This window comes from Flagellimonas nanhaiensis, from assembly GCF_003382275.1.
GTDB classification, from domain to species: domain Bacteria; phylum Bacteroidota; class Bacteroidia; order Flavobacteriales; family Flavobacteriaceae; genus Flagellimonas; species Flagellimonas nanhaiensis.
Window position 1 is genome coordinate 794,387 of sequence record NZ_QTJX01000001.1, and the last position, 15,757, is coordinate 810,143.

At 40.7% G+C, this 15,757-nt stretch carries 16 protein-coding genes; 11 read left to right on the top strand and 5 right to left on the bottom strand.

From position 1 onward, the window contains the following. Nucleotides 1-44: 44 nt before the first annotated feature. The 4 genes from nadC to priA are packed head-to-tail and all read left to right on the top strand — an operon-like array spanning nucleotide 45 to nucleotide 4,767. Nucleotides 45-902 (top strand): carboxylating nicotinate-nucleotide diphosphorylase, encoded by an 858-nt coding sequence (nadC, locus tag DX873_RS03660; RefSeq protein WP_116183158.1) that lies wholly within the window; start codon nucleotides 45-47, stop codon nucleotides 900-902. After that, on the top strand, nucleotides 902-1,882 hold the full coding sequence (locus tag DX873_RS03665; protein WP_116183159.1) for a YihY/virulence factor BrkB family protein: 981 nt from the start codon (nucleotides 902-904) through the stop codon (nucleotides 1,880-1,882). Before nadC ends, DX873_RS03665 begins: the two co-directional genes overlap by 1 nt. Then, nucleotides 1,857-2,306: a DUF2147 domain-containing protein gene (locus tag DX873_RS03670; protein WP_116183160.1), complete on the top strand. Its 450-nt coding sequence runs from the start codon at nucleotides 1,857-1,859 to the stop codon at nucleotides 2,304-2,306. Before DX873_RS03665 ends, DX873_RS03670 begins: the two co-directional genes overlap by 26 nt. Before the next feature lie 4 nt (nucleotides 2,307-2,310). Next, nucleotides 2,311-4,767: a replication restart helicase PriA gene (gene priA, locus DX873_RS03675; RefSeq protein ID WP_116183161.1), complete on the top strand. Its 2,457-nt coding sequence runs from the start codon at nucleotides 2,311-2,313 to the stop codon at nucleotides 4,765-4,767. Nucleotides 4,768-4,769: 2 nt separating this feature from the next. Here the strand turns inward: priA and DX873_RS03680 are convergent, their stop codons facing one another. Next, a complete protein-coding gene (locus DX873_RS03680; RefSeq protein WP_116183162.1) occupies nucleotides 4,770-5,462 on the bottom strand; it encodes a LytR/AlgR family response regulator transcription factor in 693 nt (230 codons plus the stop codon). Between the two features lie 235 nt (nucleotides 5,463-5,697). Here DX873_RS03680 and rpsF point away from each other — a divergent pair, with 235 nt between their 5' ends. From rpsF to DX873_RS03705, 5 genes are all read left to right on the top strand, one after another. After that, nucleotides 5,698-6,036, top strand: a complete 339-nt coding sequence (gene rpsF, locus DX873_RS03685; protein ID WP_116183163.1) for a 30S ribosomal protein S6 — start codon at nucleotides 5,698-5,700, stop codon at nucleotides 6,034-6,036. Nucleotides 6,037-6,039: 3 nt separating this feature from the next. Further along, a complete protein-coding gene (gene rpsR, locus DX873_RS03690; protein WP_054557866.1) occupies nucleotides 6,040-6,336 on the top strand; it encodes a 30S ribosomal protein S18 in 297 nt (98 codons plus the stop codon). Nucleotides 6,337-6,350: 14 nt separating this feature from the next. Next, entirely contained in the window at nucleotides 6,351-6,803 is a 453-nt protein-coding gene (rplI, locus tag DX873_RS03695) for a 50S ribosomal protein L9 (RefSeq protein ID WP_116183164.1), read from the top strand. Nucleotides 6,804-6,902: 99 nt separating this feature from the next. After that, complete coding sequence (locus DX873_RS03700) at nucleotides 6,903-10,037, top strand: TonB-dependent receptor (RefSeq protein WP_116183165.1); 3,135 nt, start codon at nucleotides 6,903-6,905, stop codon at nucleotides 10,035-10,037. Between the two features lie 61 nt (nucleotides 10,038-10,098). Next, a complete protein-coding gene (locus tag DX873_RS03705) occupies nucleotides 10,099-10,569 on the top strand; it encodes a DUF6495 family protein (RefSeq protein ID WP_116183166.1) in 471 nt (156 codons plus the stop codon). 84 nt (nucleotides 10,570-10,653) lie between these two features. Here the strand turns inward: DX873_RS03705 and DX873_RS18815 are convergent, their stop codons facing one another. Further along, nucleotides 10,654-11,274 (bottom strand): collagen-like protein, encoded by a 621-nt coding sequence (locus DX873_RS18815; protein ID WP_181899425.1) that lies wholly within the window; start codon nucleotides 11,272-11,274, stop codon nucleotides 10,654-10,656. A 266-nt stretch (nucleotides 11,275-11,540) separates the two neighbouring features. On the opposite strand from DX873_RS18815, the gene hisS reads away from it, so the two are divergent. After that, complete coding sequence (gene hisS, locus DX873_RS03715; RefSeq protein WP_116183167.1) at nucleotides 11,541-12,920, top strand: histidine--tRNA ligase; 1,380 nt, start codon at nucleotides 11,541-11,543, stop codon at nucleotides 12,918-12,920. On the opposite strand, the gene DX873_RS03720 is transcribed toward hisS, so the two are convergent. Both DX873_RS03720 and DX873_RS03725 read right to left on the bottom strand, forming a co-directional pair. Beyond that, nucleotides 12,917-13,489 (bottom strand): NUDIX hydrolase, encoded by a 573-nt coding sequence (locus DX873_RS03720; RefSeq protein WP_313777739.1) that lies wholly within the window; start codon nucleotides 13,487-13,489, stop codon nucleotides 12,917-12,919. The two genes, hisS and DX873_RS03720, sit on opposite strands and share 4 nt — an antisense overlap. 84 nt (nucleotides 13,490-13,573) lie before the next feature. Then, nucleotides 13,574-14,662 carry a M42 family metallopeptidase gene (locus tag DX873_RS03725; protein ID WP_116183168.1) on the bottom strand — a complete coding sequence of 363 codons (1,089 nt, stop codon included), beginning with the start codon at nucleotides 14,660-14,662 and terminating at the stop codon, nucleotides 13,574-13,576. Nucleotides 14,663-14,764: 102 nt separating this feature from the next. On the opposite strand from DX873_RS03725, the gene DX873_RS03730 reads away from it, so the two are divergent. Next, nucleotides 14,765-15,472: a DUF4294 domain-containing protein gene (locus DX873_RS03730; RefSeq protein ID WP_116183169.1), complete on the top strand. Its 708-nt coding sequence runs from the start codon at nucleotides 14,765-14,767 to the stop codon at nucleotides 15,470-15,472. On the opposite strand, the gene DX873_RS03735 is transcribed toward DX873_RS03730, so the two are convergent. Further along, entirely contained in the window at nucleotides 15,469-15,705 is a 237-nt protein-coding gene (locus DX873_RS03735) for a DUF6095 family protein (RefSeq protein ID WP_116183170.1), read from the bottom strand. The two genes, DX873_RS03730 and DX873_RS03735, sit on opposite strands and share 4 nt — an antisense overlap. Nucleotides 15,706-15,757 lie beyond the last annotated feature (52 nt).

Here is a 15,757-nt window from a genome sequence, read left to right on the forward strand (position 1 = left end):
ATAACGAACAATGTTTTTATTATTTTCGTTAAAACCCCAATTGGATGATATCCGAAGAACAATTTCAAAAAGAACTCAAGCTAATTATAGAAAATGCCATCCGTGAAGATGTAGGGGAAGGCGATCATAGTTCCTTGGCCTGTATTCCTGCTGAAGCTACCGGAAAAGCTAAGCTTCTGGTAAAGGATGAGGGTATTATTGCCGGTGTTGAGTTTGCCCAGCAAGTTTTTCAACAAGTAGACAAAAACCTGAAAATTGAAGTACTTATAACCGATGGAAGTCCTGTTAAATACGGAGATATTGCCTTTTACGTAGAGGGGAGTTCCCAGAGCATTTTAAAGACGGAACGTTTGGTGCTCAATGCTATGCAACGTATGAGTGCCATAGCGACCAAGACAAATGAATATGTTTCCTTATTGGAAGGCACGGGCACCAAGATCTTGGATACAAGAAAAACCACACCCGGAATTCGAGCTCTGGAGAAATGGGCGGTTAAGATTGGAGGAGGGGAGAACCATAGGTTTGCCCTCTATGACATGATCATGTTAAAGGACAATCATATTGATTTTTCTGGGGGAATTACCAAAGCCATCCAAAAAACAAAACAATATTTGACTGATAATGAAAAGGACTTAAAGATCATTGTGGAGGCCAGGAATTTGGATGAAGTGGATGAGATTCTAAGGTCAGGAGGAGTTTATCGCATTTTATTGGACAATTTCAACTATGAAGATACCAGAAAAGCAGTAGAAGTGATTGGCGACCAATGTCTCACGGAATCTTCCGGTGGAATCAATGAAGACACAATCCGACACTATGCGGAGTGTGGTGTGGATTATATTTCATCTGGGGCGTTGACGCATTCCGTTTACAACATGGATTTAAGCCTAAAAGCGGTCTAATGTCAGTAGCCATAGAAGAGCAATTGGAAAAAATACCAGTGATCAACTGGTTGGTTAGGCTGTTGAAAAAAATCAAGCTTAAAGCCTTTGAAGGACTATCTTTCTACGATCTCATTGAAATGTATTTGGTTGGGATAGTAAAGGGGACCCTTTCTACAAGGGCAAGTTCTATTGCCTTTAGTCTTTTTATGGCATTGTTTCCGTTGCTCATTTTTATGGTAACCCTGATTCCTTTTATCATTCCCTATGTAAGTGTTGGCAATGAAAATTTTGACTCCCAGTTCCTGATTTTTTTGGAATCTTTCTTGCCTACGGCAACCAGCGACTATTTTGGCGAGATCTATCAACAGATAAAAGACCAAAAACGAGGTGGGTTGCTTTCGTCAGCTTTTTTGCTATCCATATTTTTAGTGGCAAACGGAGTAAATGCCATTTTCTCAGGTTTTGAGAATTCCTATCATGTGGAGCTTACGAGAAATTTTTTCCGACAATATGCCTATGCCTTAATGGTGGGACTGTTATTGTCCATTCTGTTGATTATAGGAGCTGTGGCCTTCGTATATTTTGAGTTTTACATTGTAGAGTATACCAGCGAATATTTTGGGAAGACCTTGGGATATGATGTGGAAAAAGGAGATACCATAGGTATCCAGATTACCAAAATCTTGTTTTTTATGTTACTTTCCTATCTAACCACGGCCATCCTATACTATTTTGGTACAGCTGAAGGTAGACAGGCCCGCTTCTTTTCTGCTGGGGCACTCATGACAACCTTGTTGTTCTTGCTCACTTCCTATCTCTTTGGGGTATATGTGGAAAAGTTCGCTCGGTACAACGAGCTATATGGAGCGCTGGGAGGGCTTTTGATCCTAATGGTCTTCATTTGGTTAAATTCCAATATCTTGTTACTGGGTTTTGAACTTAATGCGACCCTGAACTCACTAAAGAAGAGGCATGAAAAGCGGCAAGATATTCCGTAGATCGGTGTTGTTGATCAGCTTATTTGTTTTTAAGACAGGTTGGTCGCAAACGGTTTTTGGAAAATGGAAAACTATTGATGACAGGAATGGAATGGCCAAGGCTATTGTAGAAATTTACAAGGAAAATAACCTTTTGCAGGCAAAGATTATTGAAATTGTAGAAAAGGGCAGTGAGAATGCTTTGTGTACCAAATGTAAAGGGGAGCTGAAGAACAAACCAGTTCTGGGCATGAAAATTATGAACGACCTTAGAAAGAACAACAAAGGGGAGTATAAAGGCAGTAATATGTTGGACCCAGAGCACGGAATGACCTTTAGGGGCAAGATATGGTTAGATCCAAAAGACAACAACAAATTAAAGGTGAGGGGATATCTGGCTTTTTTGTACAGGACCCAAACCTGGTATAGGGTAATAGAAGAGTAGCGATATGGATTTTTTTTTGGATGTGGTATTGCCCATTCCCTTAGAAAGGCTCTTCACATATAAAATATCTGCTGAAGAAGCAGATTTCATAAAACCGGGAATGAGGATAGCGGTCCCGTTTGGCCGATCTAAGATATATACGGCCCTTGCCTATAACGTACATGACAATGCCCCAGTGGCCTATGATGCCAAGGAAATCTTCCAAATTTTAGATCAAAAACCATTGGTGAATCCAACCCAATTGAGACATTGGGAATGGATTGCACAGTATTATATGTGTACATTGGGAGAGGTAATAAGGAGTGCCCTGCCAAGTGCTTTTTTATTGGAAAGTGAAACTCTGGTCCTTCCCAACAAAGAGGCCCAAGTCAACGAAATGGAGTTGGCTGATGATGAATTTTTGATTTTTGAGGCGCTACAACATCAAACAGCATTGAAAATTGGGGAAATAAGTGATATTGTTGATAAAAAGCATGTACTCTCCTTAGTAAACAGACTGGTGCAAAAAGGGGTTGTGGTCCAAAAGGAGGAGTTGTTTGATGCCTATAAACCCAAATTGGTCAGATATATTCAACTTTCTGAGGAATATGATGATGAGTCCAAATTGGAAATGTTGTTGGAAAAACTTTCTAGGGCTCCAAAGCAGAGTCAGGTAGTATTATCACTATTTCAAATTAAAGCGGAAAGTAAAAAGCCAGTTCCCATTTCAAAGTTGGAAAAGGAAAGTGGTACTTCCAGGGCAGTGATAAAATCTCTTGTGGACAAAAAGGTTCTTAAGGAATATCATATCAGAAAGGATAGGGTAAACTATGATGAAGAACAGGACGAATCTATCAAGGTTGTCTTGAATGAACATCAAACCAAAGCTCTTGGCGCGATACAGTCCAACTTTGAACAAAATAAACCTGTTTTGCTTCATGGGGTTACTTCTTCTGGAAAGACCGAAGTGTACATCAAATTAATTCAGCAATGCCTGGACCAGGGTGAGCAAGCACTATACCTATTGCCGGAAATAGCCCTGACCTTGCAGTTGATCAATAGATTACGCCGATATTTTGGAAGCAAGGTTGCGGTTTATCATTCAAAATATAGTATCCATGAACGGGTTGAGGTTTGGAACAATGTGCTGAACAATGAGGAAAAGGCCCAGATTGTTATTGGTGCTAGATCATCTTTGTTTCTTCCCTTTTCTAAGCTAGGATTGGTCATAGTGGATGAAGAACATGAGAATTCTTTTAAACAATTTGATCCTGCACCGCGATATCATGCCCGGGACACAGCTCTTGTCCTTGCCTCTTATCACAAAGCCAATACCGTATTAGGTTCGGCTACACCCAGTATAGAGAGCATGGACAATGCAAAAAGGGGGAAATATGGGTATGCAGCCATTCACAGTAGGTATGGAAATGTAATGCTGCCTGATATCAATTTGGTGGACATCAAGGAAGCATCCCGGAAAAAGAAAATGAAGGGGCATTTTTCTGAAACTTTGATTAACGCAATTACCGAAGCTTTGGAACTGGGAGAACAGATAATCCTGTTTCAGAACAGGAGGGGATTTGCTCCTGTGGTTGAATGCACCACTTGTGGACACGTAGCACAATGCCCAAATTGTGATGTTAGTCTAACATATCACCAACGTCCAAACCAGCTGCGATGTCACTATTGCGGGTATAACATGGCATTACAGTTAGCCTGTTTGGCCTGTGGAAGCAATACTCTGGACAAAAAAGGATTTGGTACCGAGCAAATTCAAGAGGAATTGAAGCAACTTTTCCCCGAAGTAGTGGTAGGGAGGATGGATTTAGACACTACTCGCGGAAAGTATGCCTATGAAAAGCTGATATCTTCCTTTGAGAATCAAGAAATGGATATTCTGGTTGGAACACAGATGGTAACCAAGGGACTGGATTTTAGAAATGTGAGTTTGGTGGGAATCATGAATGCGGACACCATGTTGAACTACCCTGATTATAGAGCCCATGAAAGATGCTTTCAGATGTTGACCCAGGTTGCAGGCAGGGCAGGGAGAACACAAAAAAGAGGTAAGGTCCTTATTCAAACCTATAACCCTTATCATCAAATATTGCAGCAAGTCACTACTAATGACTATCAAAAAATGTTTGAAGAACAATACTATGAGCGTGAGCAGTTCAAATACCCTCCAGTGGTGCGAATTATCAAGATTACCTTAAAGGATAAGGATTTTAATAAATTGAACGAGGCCGCTCAGTGGTTGACTGATTCATTGAAAAATGTATTGAGATTGCAGGTCTTGGGTCCAGAGTATCCCCCAGTGGCTAGGATACGAAGGGATTACCTTAAGAACATACTTATCAAGATTCCAAGGAGCCAGTCGGCACCCCAAATAAAAAATAGCATTAAAAGGATTGAAAAATCTTTTAATGCTATTTCCAAGTATAAAAGTGTAAGACTGATCTACAATGTAGATCACATATAATATTATACGTTGGCCAGTGCTTCAGCCAGTTCTGTCTTTTTGTTTCTACTTAAAGGAATCTGTCTGCCCCCCACTTCAACATTTTTGCTGTTGAATTTTTCTATCTTTTCCAGATTCACAATGTAGGATTTATGGATTCTTAGAAATTTTTCGGCCGGCAATTGCTTTTCGAAAGATTTCATGGTGGATAGGATTACGATATTGGCTTCATCCGTAACCAATTTAATATAATCTCCAAGTGCTTCTATCCACTTAATATCGTTAAGGATAACCTTGCGCTTTTTCAGATTGCTCTTTACAAATATATGCTCTTCATCCTCATCTACTCTGTTCAACTGCTCATATTTGGCAACCGCTCTTTTCACGGAAGCTTCAAATCTGGCTAAAGTGATGGGTTTGTGAAGGTAATCGGTCACATCATAATCAAAAGCCTTGAGCGCATAGTCAGGCTTTCCAGTGATTAAAATAACCTGTGGAGGGTTCTCCAGGGCCTCCAAAAGGTCAAAACCACTAATGATTGGCATTTCAACATCCAAGAAGATCAAATCTATATCATGGTTCTTAAGACCATTCTTTGCTTCAATGGCATTACTGTATTCAGCAACAAGAGCAAGATGTGGATGATTGTTGACCAATTTTGCAACGGCCATCCGCTGCATGGAGGAGTCGTCTACAATTATACTTTTTAATTTCATAGAATGGGGTGATTTGTAGGGTTTTAAATCATCGGCAAATTACACAAAAAAGACGTTTAACAGCAACAAAAGATGTAAACATGGTCTATTTTGTTGTGTATATTACCATATACGTTACGTAGGTTTATTGGGTTCATTTTTGTTAATAACTCTTGTACTTTAAACGAAGTTTTTTAGCTTTTCTTGCGGGGGGAAGGAAATATTGCTAATTTTGCGCTCCTTTAAAATATAATATATGAACCATTACGAAACTGTTTTCATTTTGAATCCCGTTCTATCTGAGACTCAGATAGAGGAAACAGTCAAGAAATTTGAGGATTTCTTGATTAAGAATGGTGCCAAAATGGTCTCCAAGGAAGATTGGGGACTAAAAAAGTTGGCATATCCCATTCAGCACAAGAAAAGTGGATTTTACCACTTGTTCGAATTTACAGCCCCCGGAGAGGCAATTGGCCCTTACGAGGTGGAATTCCGAAGAGATGAACGCGTTATGCGTTTTTTGACTGTGAGGCTTGACAAGCATGCAATTGCTTGGGCAGAGAAAAGAAGAACAAAACTAAAAACAAAAGCATAGGGTATGTCATCTATAGAACAACAGGCAAAATCTAAAAAAGATGGGGAAATCAGATATTTGACCCCATTGAACATTGAGACCAACAAGCAGAAAAAATACTGTAGGTTCAAAAAGTCAGGAATCAAGTACATTGATTACAAGGATCCAGACTTTCTAATGAAATTGGTAAATGAACAAGGAAAATTGCTTCCAAGAAGACTTACCGGTACATCATTAAAGTATCAAAGAAAAGTGGCCCAGGCCGTTAAACGCGCTCGTCATTTGGCCCTAATGCCGTATGTTGGCGATATGTTGAAATAAAAAATTATTGGAGCATGGAACTTATTCTAAAAGAAGACGTACAGGATTTAGGTTTTAAGGATGATATCGTAACTGTTAAGAACGGTTATGGAAGAAACTTCCTTATCCCTCAAGGGTTGGCCGCTTTAGCAACGCCATCTGCCAAAAAGGTATTGGCGGAGAACCTAAGGCAAAGAGCCCATAAAGAAAAGAAAATCATTGATGAAGCCAATACAAAAGCAGAGGCTTTAAAACAATTGGAAATCAAGATTTCTGCCAAGGTAGGAGCTGGAGATAAATTGTTCGGATCTGTGAACAATATAGATTTGGCTGCCGCTTTGGACAAAGAAGGACATCAAATAGATAAAAAGTTTATCAATATAAAAGGTGGAACCATTAAAAGGGTTGGGCCGTACGATGCCCAAATCAGACTGCACAGAGAAGTGGTTGTGGATTTTCCTTTTGAAGTGGTGGCCGAGGCGAAATAACCATTAAGTTTCGGTTAATAACTTGTTAAGAGCTATGCGTGCATAGCTCTTTTTTTTGTCTAAGTTTGTAGATACTCTAAACTAATTAACTCACTAATTATGAAGAAATTTCTACCCTTGGGAATACTGTGTTTTATGGTGTTCTCATCAGCCTTTTCCCAAGTCACCACATCCAATATAAGAGGTGCTGTCGTAGATGATCAGCAAACTCCCATGTTGGGTGCCAATGTAGTGGCGGTACATACCCCCACAGGTACACGTTACGGAGCCATTACCAATGAGGAAGGTAGGTACAACCTATTGAACCTTAGGGTTGGAGGACCTTATGAGGTTACAGTATCCTATGTAGGATTCAAGACCAGTGTAAAAAATGACATTTTCCTGACTTTGGGAAAGACCTATAATCATAATGTTGCTATGGTTTCAGATAGCCAGCAACTGGATGAGGTGATTTTGGTTGGAGACCAGACCGGGACTTTCGGAAGTGACCGAACTGGAGCGGAAACCAGTGTAGGAAGAAGAGAATTGACCAGATTGCCCACCATTTCAAGGTCTACCAATGACTTTACCCGTTTGGAGCCGACGGCCAGTGCAGGTTCTTTTGGAGGGCGAAACGACCAATTCAACAACTTCTCCTTGGATGGAGCGATTTTTAACAACCCTTTTGGGTTGGATGCCGCACAACCTGGAGGCCAAACTGATGCAAATCCAATTTCCATCGATGCTATTGACCAAATCCAAGTAACCACAGCACCTTATGATGTTACCCAATCCGGTTTTACAGGAGCATCGGTCAACGCGGTTACCAAAAGTGGTACCAATGAGTTCTACGGAACGGTTTATGGATTTTTCAGAAATGAGGACCTTACCGGAGGAAAAGTCAAGGGAGATGACGTCTTCAAGGCAGATTTAAGCCAAAAACAATACGGAATCAGTATTGGAGGACCAATAATTAAGAACAAGCTGTTTTTCTTTGCCAATTTTGAAAAGGACGATAGAACGGATCTTGGATCAGGTTTTGTTCCTAATAGAGGAGGTGGAGCTGCAAATGAATCCAGAGTTTTGGCGTCGGATTTTGAATTGGTGTCCAATATTTTGGGCCAAGTTTCTATCGGAAACGGAGAGTTCTATAACCCAGGAAGATTTGAAGGGTTCAATTTTGACCAAGAATCCACCAAGGGAATTTTCAAATTGGATTGGAATATCAACGATAACAACAGACTGGCAATTATCTATAACTTTTTGGATGCCTCTAAGGAAAAGCCAGCTCACCCTACAGCATTGGGCTTTAGGGGGCCAAACCTTACTACATTGCAGTTTGAGAATGCCGGGTACGAAATCAACAACAGGATTCAATCCGTACAATTAGAGTTGAATTCAACTCTTTCAGATGAAGCGATAAATAAATTGCAGTTGGGCTACACTCATTTTGATGATTTCAGAAATCCGAAGTCCACACCAGCGCCAACCATTACGCTTTTGGACGAAAATGGAAGTTCCAATTATATTATAGCGGGACATGAACCTTTCTCCATCAATAATCGATTGGACCAAAAAGTATTTCAGTTGACCAATAATCTGAATTTCTTCAAGGGAGATCATACGTTCACGGTTGGTTTTTCTTTCGAGAAATTCCAATTTGACAACTCTTTCAATCTAGGGGTTTACGGTGCCCAAGGAGTATTCTTCCCAACAGGTTCCATAACTGACTTTAGAAACCTTGATGCAGCTGGTGAAGCGGCTTTGGTATCGTTTTATCAGGGAGCTTTCAATGCTGCCAGAGCAGCTGATAGTGCCTTGAATGCAGCAGGAGAAGGAAATGCTGGTGGTTGGGCATTGGCAGAGACCAATGTAGGACAAATGGCATTTTATTTACAAGACGAATGGAACGCGACAGAAAATTTCAAGCTGACCTACGGTATCCGTTTTGACAAACCCTTGTACTTTGATTCTGCAGAGAAGGCACAGGACGTAATCGATGTAGCTCCAGCATATGTACCAGGGATTCCCTATAATAATCCTAATACGGGAGAGACCGTTTTCTTTGATTCAACCGAGTTGCCTACCAATGATTGGTTGATTTCTCCTAGAGTGGGCTTCAATTGGGATGTACATAATGATGCTACCTTACAGATTAGAGGTGGAACGGGGGTATTTACGGGAAGATTCCCATTTGTATGGTTGGGCAACCAGATTGCCAACCCCAATGTATTTTTCTATCAAGTGGTTGATCCAGATTTTAAATGGCCACAGGTTTGGAGAACTAGTTTGGGTGCAGATTATCAATTGGAAAATGGGGTAATATTGACTGCTGACCTTTCATACTCCAAGGATGTAAATGGGCCGCACGTACAGAACTGGGGATTGTTGCCTCCTTCAGAAACATTGCAGGGTGTGGACAACAGACCTGTTTACGGAGCAGATGATTTGATCAATAATGCCTATGTATTCTCCAATTCTGATAAAGGAAGAATTTGGAATGCAGTATTAAAAGGACAAAAAACTTGGGATAATGGCTTATATGCAAGCTTGGCGTACAGCTATTTGAATTCCAAAGATGTAAACTCCATTGAAGCGGAAATCACAGGTGATGCTTTCGTGGCAAATGCCATATCTGGAAACGCCAACGATGATGTACTTTCCTATTCAAGATATGGGGATACCCATAGGTTTGTTGGGGTAATCTCCAAGGCATTCAAAACTGGAACCACCGTTTCCACTTTCTTTGAATATGCCCAAGGCGGACGTTTCAACTACATCTATGGAGGTGATATCAATGGTGATGGTTCAAGTATTAACGATTTGCTCTATATCCCAACTTCTTCAGAAGTTAGCCAGATGAATTTTAGTGGTACTGGTCAAGCCGAAGCTTTTGAAGCCTTTATTCAACAAGATGATTATCTGAGTGAAAACCGAGGTTCCTATGCAGAACGCTATGGAGCTTTAGCTCCATGGAGAGGAAGATGGGACTTAAAAGTCCTTCAAGACATTAAATTTGCTAACAAAAACACCATTCAGTTAAGTTTGGATGTGTTGAATGTGGGGAATTTGATCAGTTCGGATTGGGGAATTGTTGAGATTCCTACCAACCAACAGGTATTGGGTGTATCAGTGGACGAAAACAATGTTCCAACCTATACTTTCGATGAGAATTTAACAGAAACCTTTAGTTCGGACACCAGTCTTTTGTCAAGATGGCAAGCTCAATTCGGTGTTCGCTATATTTTTAACTAGTACGAATCAATTCTGATGAAAAAGGTCATGCAAAAGCATGGCCTTTTTTTATTTTTGCGGGATGAAGTATAGACGATTGACACAACAGCAGTTGGAGGAATTGCATCCAGAGTTCATTAATTTTTTGGCGACACAATCCATAACTGCGGATGAGTGGGAGACCATAAAGGAAGAAAAGCCGCAAGTGGCCGAAGAAGAATTGGATGTGTTCAGCGACTTGATTTGGGAAGGAGTATTGTCCAAAGTAGAATACCTGGAAAACATCTCCGAACTCCATATGCATCTGTTTCACCTTACCGATAAAGAAATGAAATTGTTTTCCGTCAAAGTGATGAACCCAGAGATAGACCTTCGCACCCAGGAAGGATTTGGTTGGTTCAAACGGAATTTCCAATCTGATTTTGTAGAGTATTTGACCGCTTCCAAAGCTTATGGCGAGGATAAAAATGTGGATAAGTTTAAACTAATAGAGCAAGGTGCAGTAATCACCAAAGGTGAACTATACCAGTGGTTTGAACAGATAATGGAATAAAATAGCATAGAAAAGCCCCGCGGTTAAACGGGGCTTAAGTTTATAAGGAACTATGAAAGTCTATGTGATTGTAAGCCATCAGGTTTATTCCAGTCCAAAATACTGCATTACCTCATGATAATTTGCAACATCAACTCCCTTGGCTTTTAAGGATTTTAGTACATCTTCTTGGGCAGCTTTGCCGGTAAGGGAACCGGTATTTTCAATAAGGGTTATATGCAAGTTTGACATTTCGCCTTCGACCCAGTCTCCTGCGGACCCGTCTACGAGGTTATACAGGTTCAATACAACCTCATTGCCTGGGAAGTCAGATACTTCAACCGCGCAATGCACTCCCCAATATTGTATGATTCCAGGTATGGGCACATAATAGGTATTACCACCAAAATCATATTCCAAAAAGAAGATCAATGTGTTGTTCTCTTGAACCTCTTGGGTTAATTCTGGCACACTTATTCCAACATTGGAAACAGCGTTTATGCTACTGACATCAATTACGAGCTTCTGCACATTGGCGTTGCCGTCCTGTCCAGGTTCACCTTGCGGTCCCTGTTCGCCTTGTGTTCCCTGCTCACCTTGTGGTCCTTGTTCACCTTGAATCCCTTGCTCTCCCTGAATCCCTTGTTCTCCATCCTCACCTGAACAAGAGATAAGGGATATGGCTACAAGTGCGCAGCCCAATAATAAAAATGCTTTTAGTTTCATGTTGTTTAATTTAAAAGGGTTATCAATGGAGGCAAATGTATGTTAATGGGAATGCTCAAATTGTAGTGGATTGATGGATACCTTATTTGGATTGACCACACTCCCGTCTTTCTCAATCAATATTTATCAGTAGGACAAATCTTGTTAATTCTTAGTTGATAATACGACACAATCTAAAGTTCCACTTTCCTCTCTAGTTGGTCTAACAGACCTTGTGCTCTAGAATCACAACCAAACCCCCTATATTTGCACGAGAATTATATTACATGGCACAAAAACCAAGCATACCCAAAGGAACACGGGATTTTTCTCCCGCAGAGGTAGCCAAGCGCAACTATATTATCCAGATTATCAAAAAGCATTTTAAAACCTATGGTTTTCAGCCCATAGAGACTCCTTCTTTTGAAAATTTTGATACTCTTATGGGTAAATATGGAGAAGAAGGTGATCGCTTGATTTTTAAGATTTTGAATTCTGGTGATTTTATTTCCAAGGTTGATGATGTAACCTACAGCTCCAAAAAATCAGGTTCGTTAACACCAAAGATTTCAGACAAAGCACTACGTTACGATCTTACTGTGCCCTTTGCCCGTTATGTGGTCATGCACCAGAATGAAATTGATTTTCCATTCAAACGATATCAAATTCAACCCGTTTGGCGAGCAGATAGACCCCAAAAAGGGCGTTTTCGCGAGTTTTATCAATGCGATGCTGACGTGGTCGGCGCCAACTCTTTATTGCAAGAGGTAGAATTTGTGCAGCTGTATGATGCCGTTTTTACTGATTTGGGTTTGAAGGGAACCACTGTCAAAATCAACAACAGAAAGGTGCTTTCAGGTATTGCAGAAGTAATCGGGGCTAAACATCTTTTGATAGATTTTACGGTGGCGTTGGATAAGTTGGACAAAATTGGGGAAGAAAAAGTTAAGGCCGAGATGTTGGAAAAGGGGATCTCCGAAAATGCCATTGCTAAAGCACAACCCTTATTTGGTATGTCCGGTTCAGCTTCAGAACAGTTGGGTCAGCTAAAGGATTTATTGACAGACTCGGAAATTGGATTGGAAGGAGTGGCAGAGCTGGAAGAAATTCTGAATACTATTGATACCATTGGCCTTCAATCTGCAAAGCTAGAGTTGGATGTGACTTTGGCCAGGGGACTCAACTACTATACGGGTGCCATTTTTGAAGTAGCAGCACCTGATGGTGTAAAAATGGGCTCCATTGGGGGCGGGGGACGCTATGATGACCTTACAGGTATTTTTGGATTGAAAGATGTCAGCGGAGTGGGCATTTCCTTTGGACTGGACCGTATTTATTTGGTTTTAGAAGAATTGGATCTATTTCCAAAAAGTTTAGACATTTCTTTGGATGTGTTATGCCTTAATTTTGGAGATAGAGAAGGTCTAGCATCGTTGAAATTGGTATCTGCACTGCGAAATTTAGGACTTCGGGCCGATTTGTACCCTACGGCAGCTAAGTTTCAAAAACAGCTGAAATACGCTAACAAAAGAGGAGTTCCCTATGTGATTCTATTGGGTGAAAAAGAACTTACCGAAGGTACTTTTGTAGTGAAAAACATGGAAACGGGAGACCAAAAAGCCTATACTTTGGAGAATGCTACAGAGTTTGCCGCTGAAATAAACTAAAGACGTTTTTTGATTTCCTGGATAATAGACTTGTAATAGTCCGTCCCGTGAGGAACATATTTGGCACTATATACCAAATCCAAGGTCTCCTCAGCAAACTGACGGACAGCAATCAAGCCCAAGGCTTCAACCTCACTTTCCTGTTTGGTTAAATCATGCAGAGGAACATGTAATTCGGATAGAAACACGTGGTGGAATTCAGCATCGGTAAAATTGTTGGAAATCTTATGGATTTCTTTGAATGTTCCAATTCGCTCCAAGTCATCTTCGGTAATGTCCAACCCTATTTCCTCCTCGACTTCCCGTACAGCAGCAGTTTCGATTTTCTCTCCAGAAGAAACATGGCCAGCAACCGACACGTCCCAAAGTAGGGGATGGGTAGCTTTATCTTTTCCGCGTTGTTGAATCAGTATTTCACCTTGTTCAGTATAAAACCAAACATGCACAGTGGGATGAAAAAGCCCTTTGCGGTGCGCTTCCGATTTTAAACAGAACTCTCCAGTGGGTTTTCCGTTTTCGTCCAGAATGTCCACCAGTTCATCCATTGCTTTGAATAATTGATATGTCATTTCGAGTGAACACGAGAAATCTGAATCTACTTTCCGAGCTCTTTTTAAGGTTTCTCACATGCGTTCGAAATGACATTAGTCTCGTTAATCAAAATAGCTAAAAGTCTCTCCCTCCTTAATGGTCAACAAGGTTTCGTAAATCAACCTGATTACGTTTTCAACATCATCGCGGTGAACGGTTTCCACAGTGGTGTGCATGTACCGTAGCGGTAGCGAAATCAGTGCAGAAGCCACACCTCCGTTGCTATATGCGAAGGCATCGGTATCCGTTCCGGTAAATCGTGAAGAAGCTTGCCTTTGGAAAGGAATTTTTTTGGCTTCGGCGGTTTCAATAATACGTTCCCGTAGTTTTTGTTGCACCGCAGGTGCATAGGAAATTACCGGCCCTTTACCCATGGAACAATCTCCCTGGGTCTTTTTTTCTATCATTGGGGTAGTGGTGTCGTGCGTTACATCCGTAACTATGGCCACATTAGGCTTGATGGTTTCCGTAATCATTTCAGCCCCTCTCAATCCAATTTCTTCTTGTACCGAATTGGTAATATACAGCCCGAAGGGCAGTTTTTTACCATTTTCATGGAGCAATCGGGCTACTTCTGCAATCATAAAGCCACCCGCGCGGTTATCCAGGGCACGACAAACAAATTTGTCCTTGTTCAAAACTTGAAACTCGTCCGGGTATGTGATTACACAGCCTACATGTACGCCCATCTTCTCAACTTCGGCTTTGTCCTTGGCCCCTATATCTATAAAGATATTTTCAAGCTTTGGAGGTTCTTCCTTGGCTCGGTTTCTGGTATGGATGGCGGGCCATCCAAAAACACCCTTGACAATTCCCTTCTTAGTATGGATATTTACCCATTTGGATGGTGCGATTTGATGGTCGCTCCCCCCATTTCTGATGACATATAAAAGGCCGTTATCCGTAATGTAGTTCACATACCAGGAAATCTCATCAGAATGTCCTTCAATGACAACCTTGTATTTCGCCTTTGGGTTGATAACCGCAACAGCGGTACCATAGGTATCTGTAATAAAATCATCTGCATAAGGCCTGATGTAGTCCATCCAAATCTTTTGTCCTTCCCATTCATAGCCGGTAGGAGAGGCATTGTTCAAGTATTTTTCAAAAAATTTGAGTGACTTTGCGTTGATGATTTTTGATGCTGCCATGTGTTTTATTTAGTCCACAAACATAACAATATTCACTTTTATTTAATAGCCAAATCTTACCTTTATCCTTAATTTTGGCAGGACTTTTGAGAATTTAACCGCATGCTTCGCTATAGTGTTTCCATAGTTTTTTTACTGTTTCATACACTTGGATTTTCCCAAACTATGGAAAACGATTCCCTTTCGGTTGAAAAGGACTCCGTTGCGGACTATTGGGTTAGGTTTGAGGGTGATTCCATTTTATACAGTTCGATTGAATTGGACGAGGTCTATCTTTTCGGTAAACTTGAATTTGCCAACAAAAAAGAAAAGCTCAGGTATTACATTTTGCGGAGAAAGACCTTAAAAGTGTATCCCTATGCTAAAATGGCAGCGGAAAGATTGGTAGAACTGACCGATAGTCTGCAGCATATCAAGAAAAAGAGACACCGAAAAAAGTACACCAAAAAAGTACAGAAATACATAGAAGAAGAATTCTCTGCAGAACTCAAAAAACTGACTCGTACCGAAGGTCAGATATTGGTTAAATTAATATATAGGCAGACAGGCAAAACTGCCTTTGATTTGGTAAAGGAGCTCCGGAGCGGTTGGCGTGCCTTTTGGTACAACACCACGGCCAAGGCTTTTAAAATCAATATTAAAGAGGAATTTCATCCAGAGTCCATCCATGAAGATTACTTAATAGAGGATATTTTACAACGTGCGTTTGCATCCAATAGATTGGAGCGACAGAAATCCGTTTTGGATTATGACTACGCGCAACTGAGTAACAAATGGAAAAACGGTACTGCTGAAAACAAGAAGAATTAATTCTTTTTCTTTTTCCCGAAAACGGCATCCATGACAATATTTACGGAACGAAAACCTAAATATATCGCCAATGCCGCAATCAGCAGACCTAGGATCAAAACAGGATAGAACAATATGTTGTCCTCGTTTTTGAAAGCTTCATAGATCAAAAAGGGGCCCATAAACATGGCCAACACCGTAAATCCGAAGGATTTTAAACCTTTGACCAAAAGTTCCTTGTCGGTTCGCTTCATAGGACCAAAGTAGGAATATTAGCTTATATTTAATGCTTATCATACAAAATTT

What these genes read in the sequence shown, in the direction of transcription:
- rpsF (WP_116183163.1), top strand. Translation starts at nt 5,698, where the DNA reads ATGAACCATTACGAAACTGTTTTCATTTTGAATCCCGTTCTATCTGAG.
- hisS (WP_116183167.1), top strand. Translation starts at nt 11,541, where the DNA reads ATGGCACAAAAACCAAGCATACCCAAAGGAACACGGGATTTTTCTCCC.
- rpsR (WP_054557866.1), top strand. Translation starts at nt 6,040, where the DNA reads ATGTCATCTATAGAACAACAGGCAAAATCTAAAAAAGATGGGGAAATC.
- priA (WP_116183161.1), top strand. Translation starts at nt 2,311, where the DNA reads ATGGATTTTTTTTTGGATGTGGTATTGCCCATTCCCTTAGAAAGGCTC.
- DX873_RS03670 (WP_116183160.1), top strand. Translation starts at nt 1,857, where the DNA reads ATGAAAAGCGGCAAGATATTCCGTAGATCGGTGTTGTTGATCAGCTTA.
- DX873_RS03735 (WP_116183170.1), bottom strand. Translation starts at nt 15,705, where the DNA reads ATGAAGCGAACCGACAAGGAACTTTTGGTCAAAGGTTTAAAATCCTTC.
- DX873_RS03720 (WP_313777739.1), bottom strand. Translation starts at nt 13,489, where the DNA reads ATGACATATCAATTATTCAAAGCAATGGATGAACTGGTGGACATTCTG.
- nadC (WP_116183158.1), top strand. Translation starts at nt 45, where the DNA reads ATGATATCCGAAGAACAATTTCAAAAAGAACTCAAGCTAATTATAGAA.
- DX873_RS03705 (WP_116183166.1), top strand. Translation starts at nt 10,099, where the DNA reads ATGAAGTATAGACGATTGACACAACAGCAGTTGGAGGAATTGCATCCA.
- DX873_RS03680 (WP_116183162.1), bottom strand. Translation starts at nt 5,462, where the DNA reads ATGAAATTAAAAAGTATAATTGTAGACGACTCCTCCATGCAGCGGATG.
- DX873_RS03730 (WP_116183169.1), top strand. Translation starts at nt 14,765, where the DNA reads ATGCTTCGCTATAGTGTTTCCATAGTTTTTTTACTGTTTCATACACTT.
- rplI (WP_116183164.1), top strand. Translation starts at nt 6,351, where the DNA reads ATGGAACTTATTCTAAAAGAAGACGTACAGGATTTAGGTTTTAAGGAT.
- DX873_RS18815 (WP_181899425.1), bottom strand. Translation starts at nt 11,274, where the DNA reads ATGAAACTAAAAGCATTTTTATTATTGGGCTGCGCACTTGTAGCCATA.
- DX873_RS03725 (WP_116183168.1), bottom strand. Translation starts at nt 14,662, where the DNA reads ATGGCAGCATCAAAAATCATCAACGCAAAGTCACTCAAATTTTTTGAA.
- DX873_RS03665 (WP_116183159.1), top strand. Translation starts at nt 902, where the DNA reads ATGTCAGTAGCCATAGAAGAGCAATTGGAAAAAATACCAGTGATCAAC.
- DX873_RS03700 (WP_116183165.1), top strand. Translation starts at nt 6,903, where the DNA reads ATGAAGAAATTTCTACCCTTGGGAATACTGTGTTTTATGGTGTTCTCA.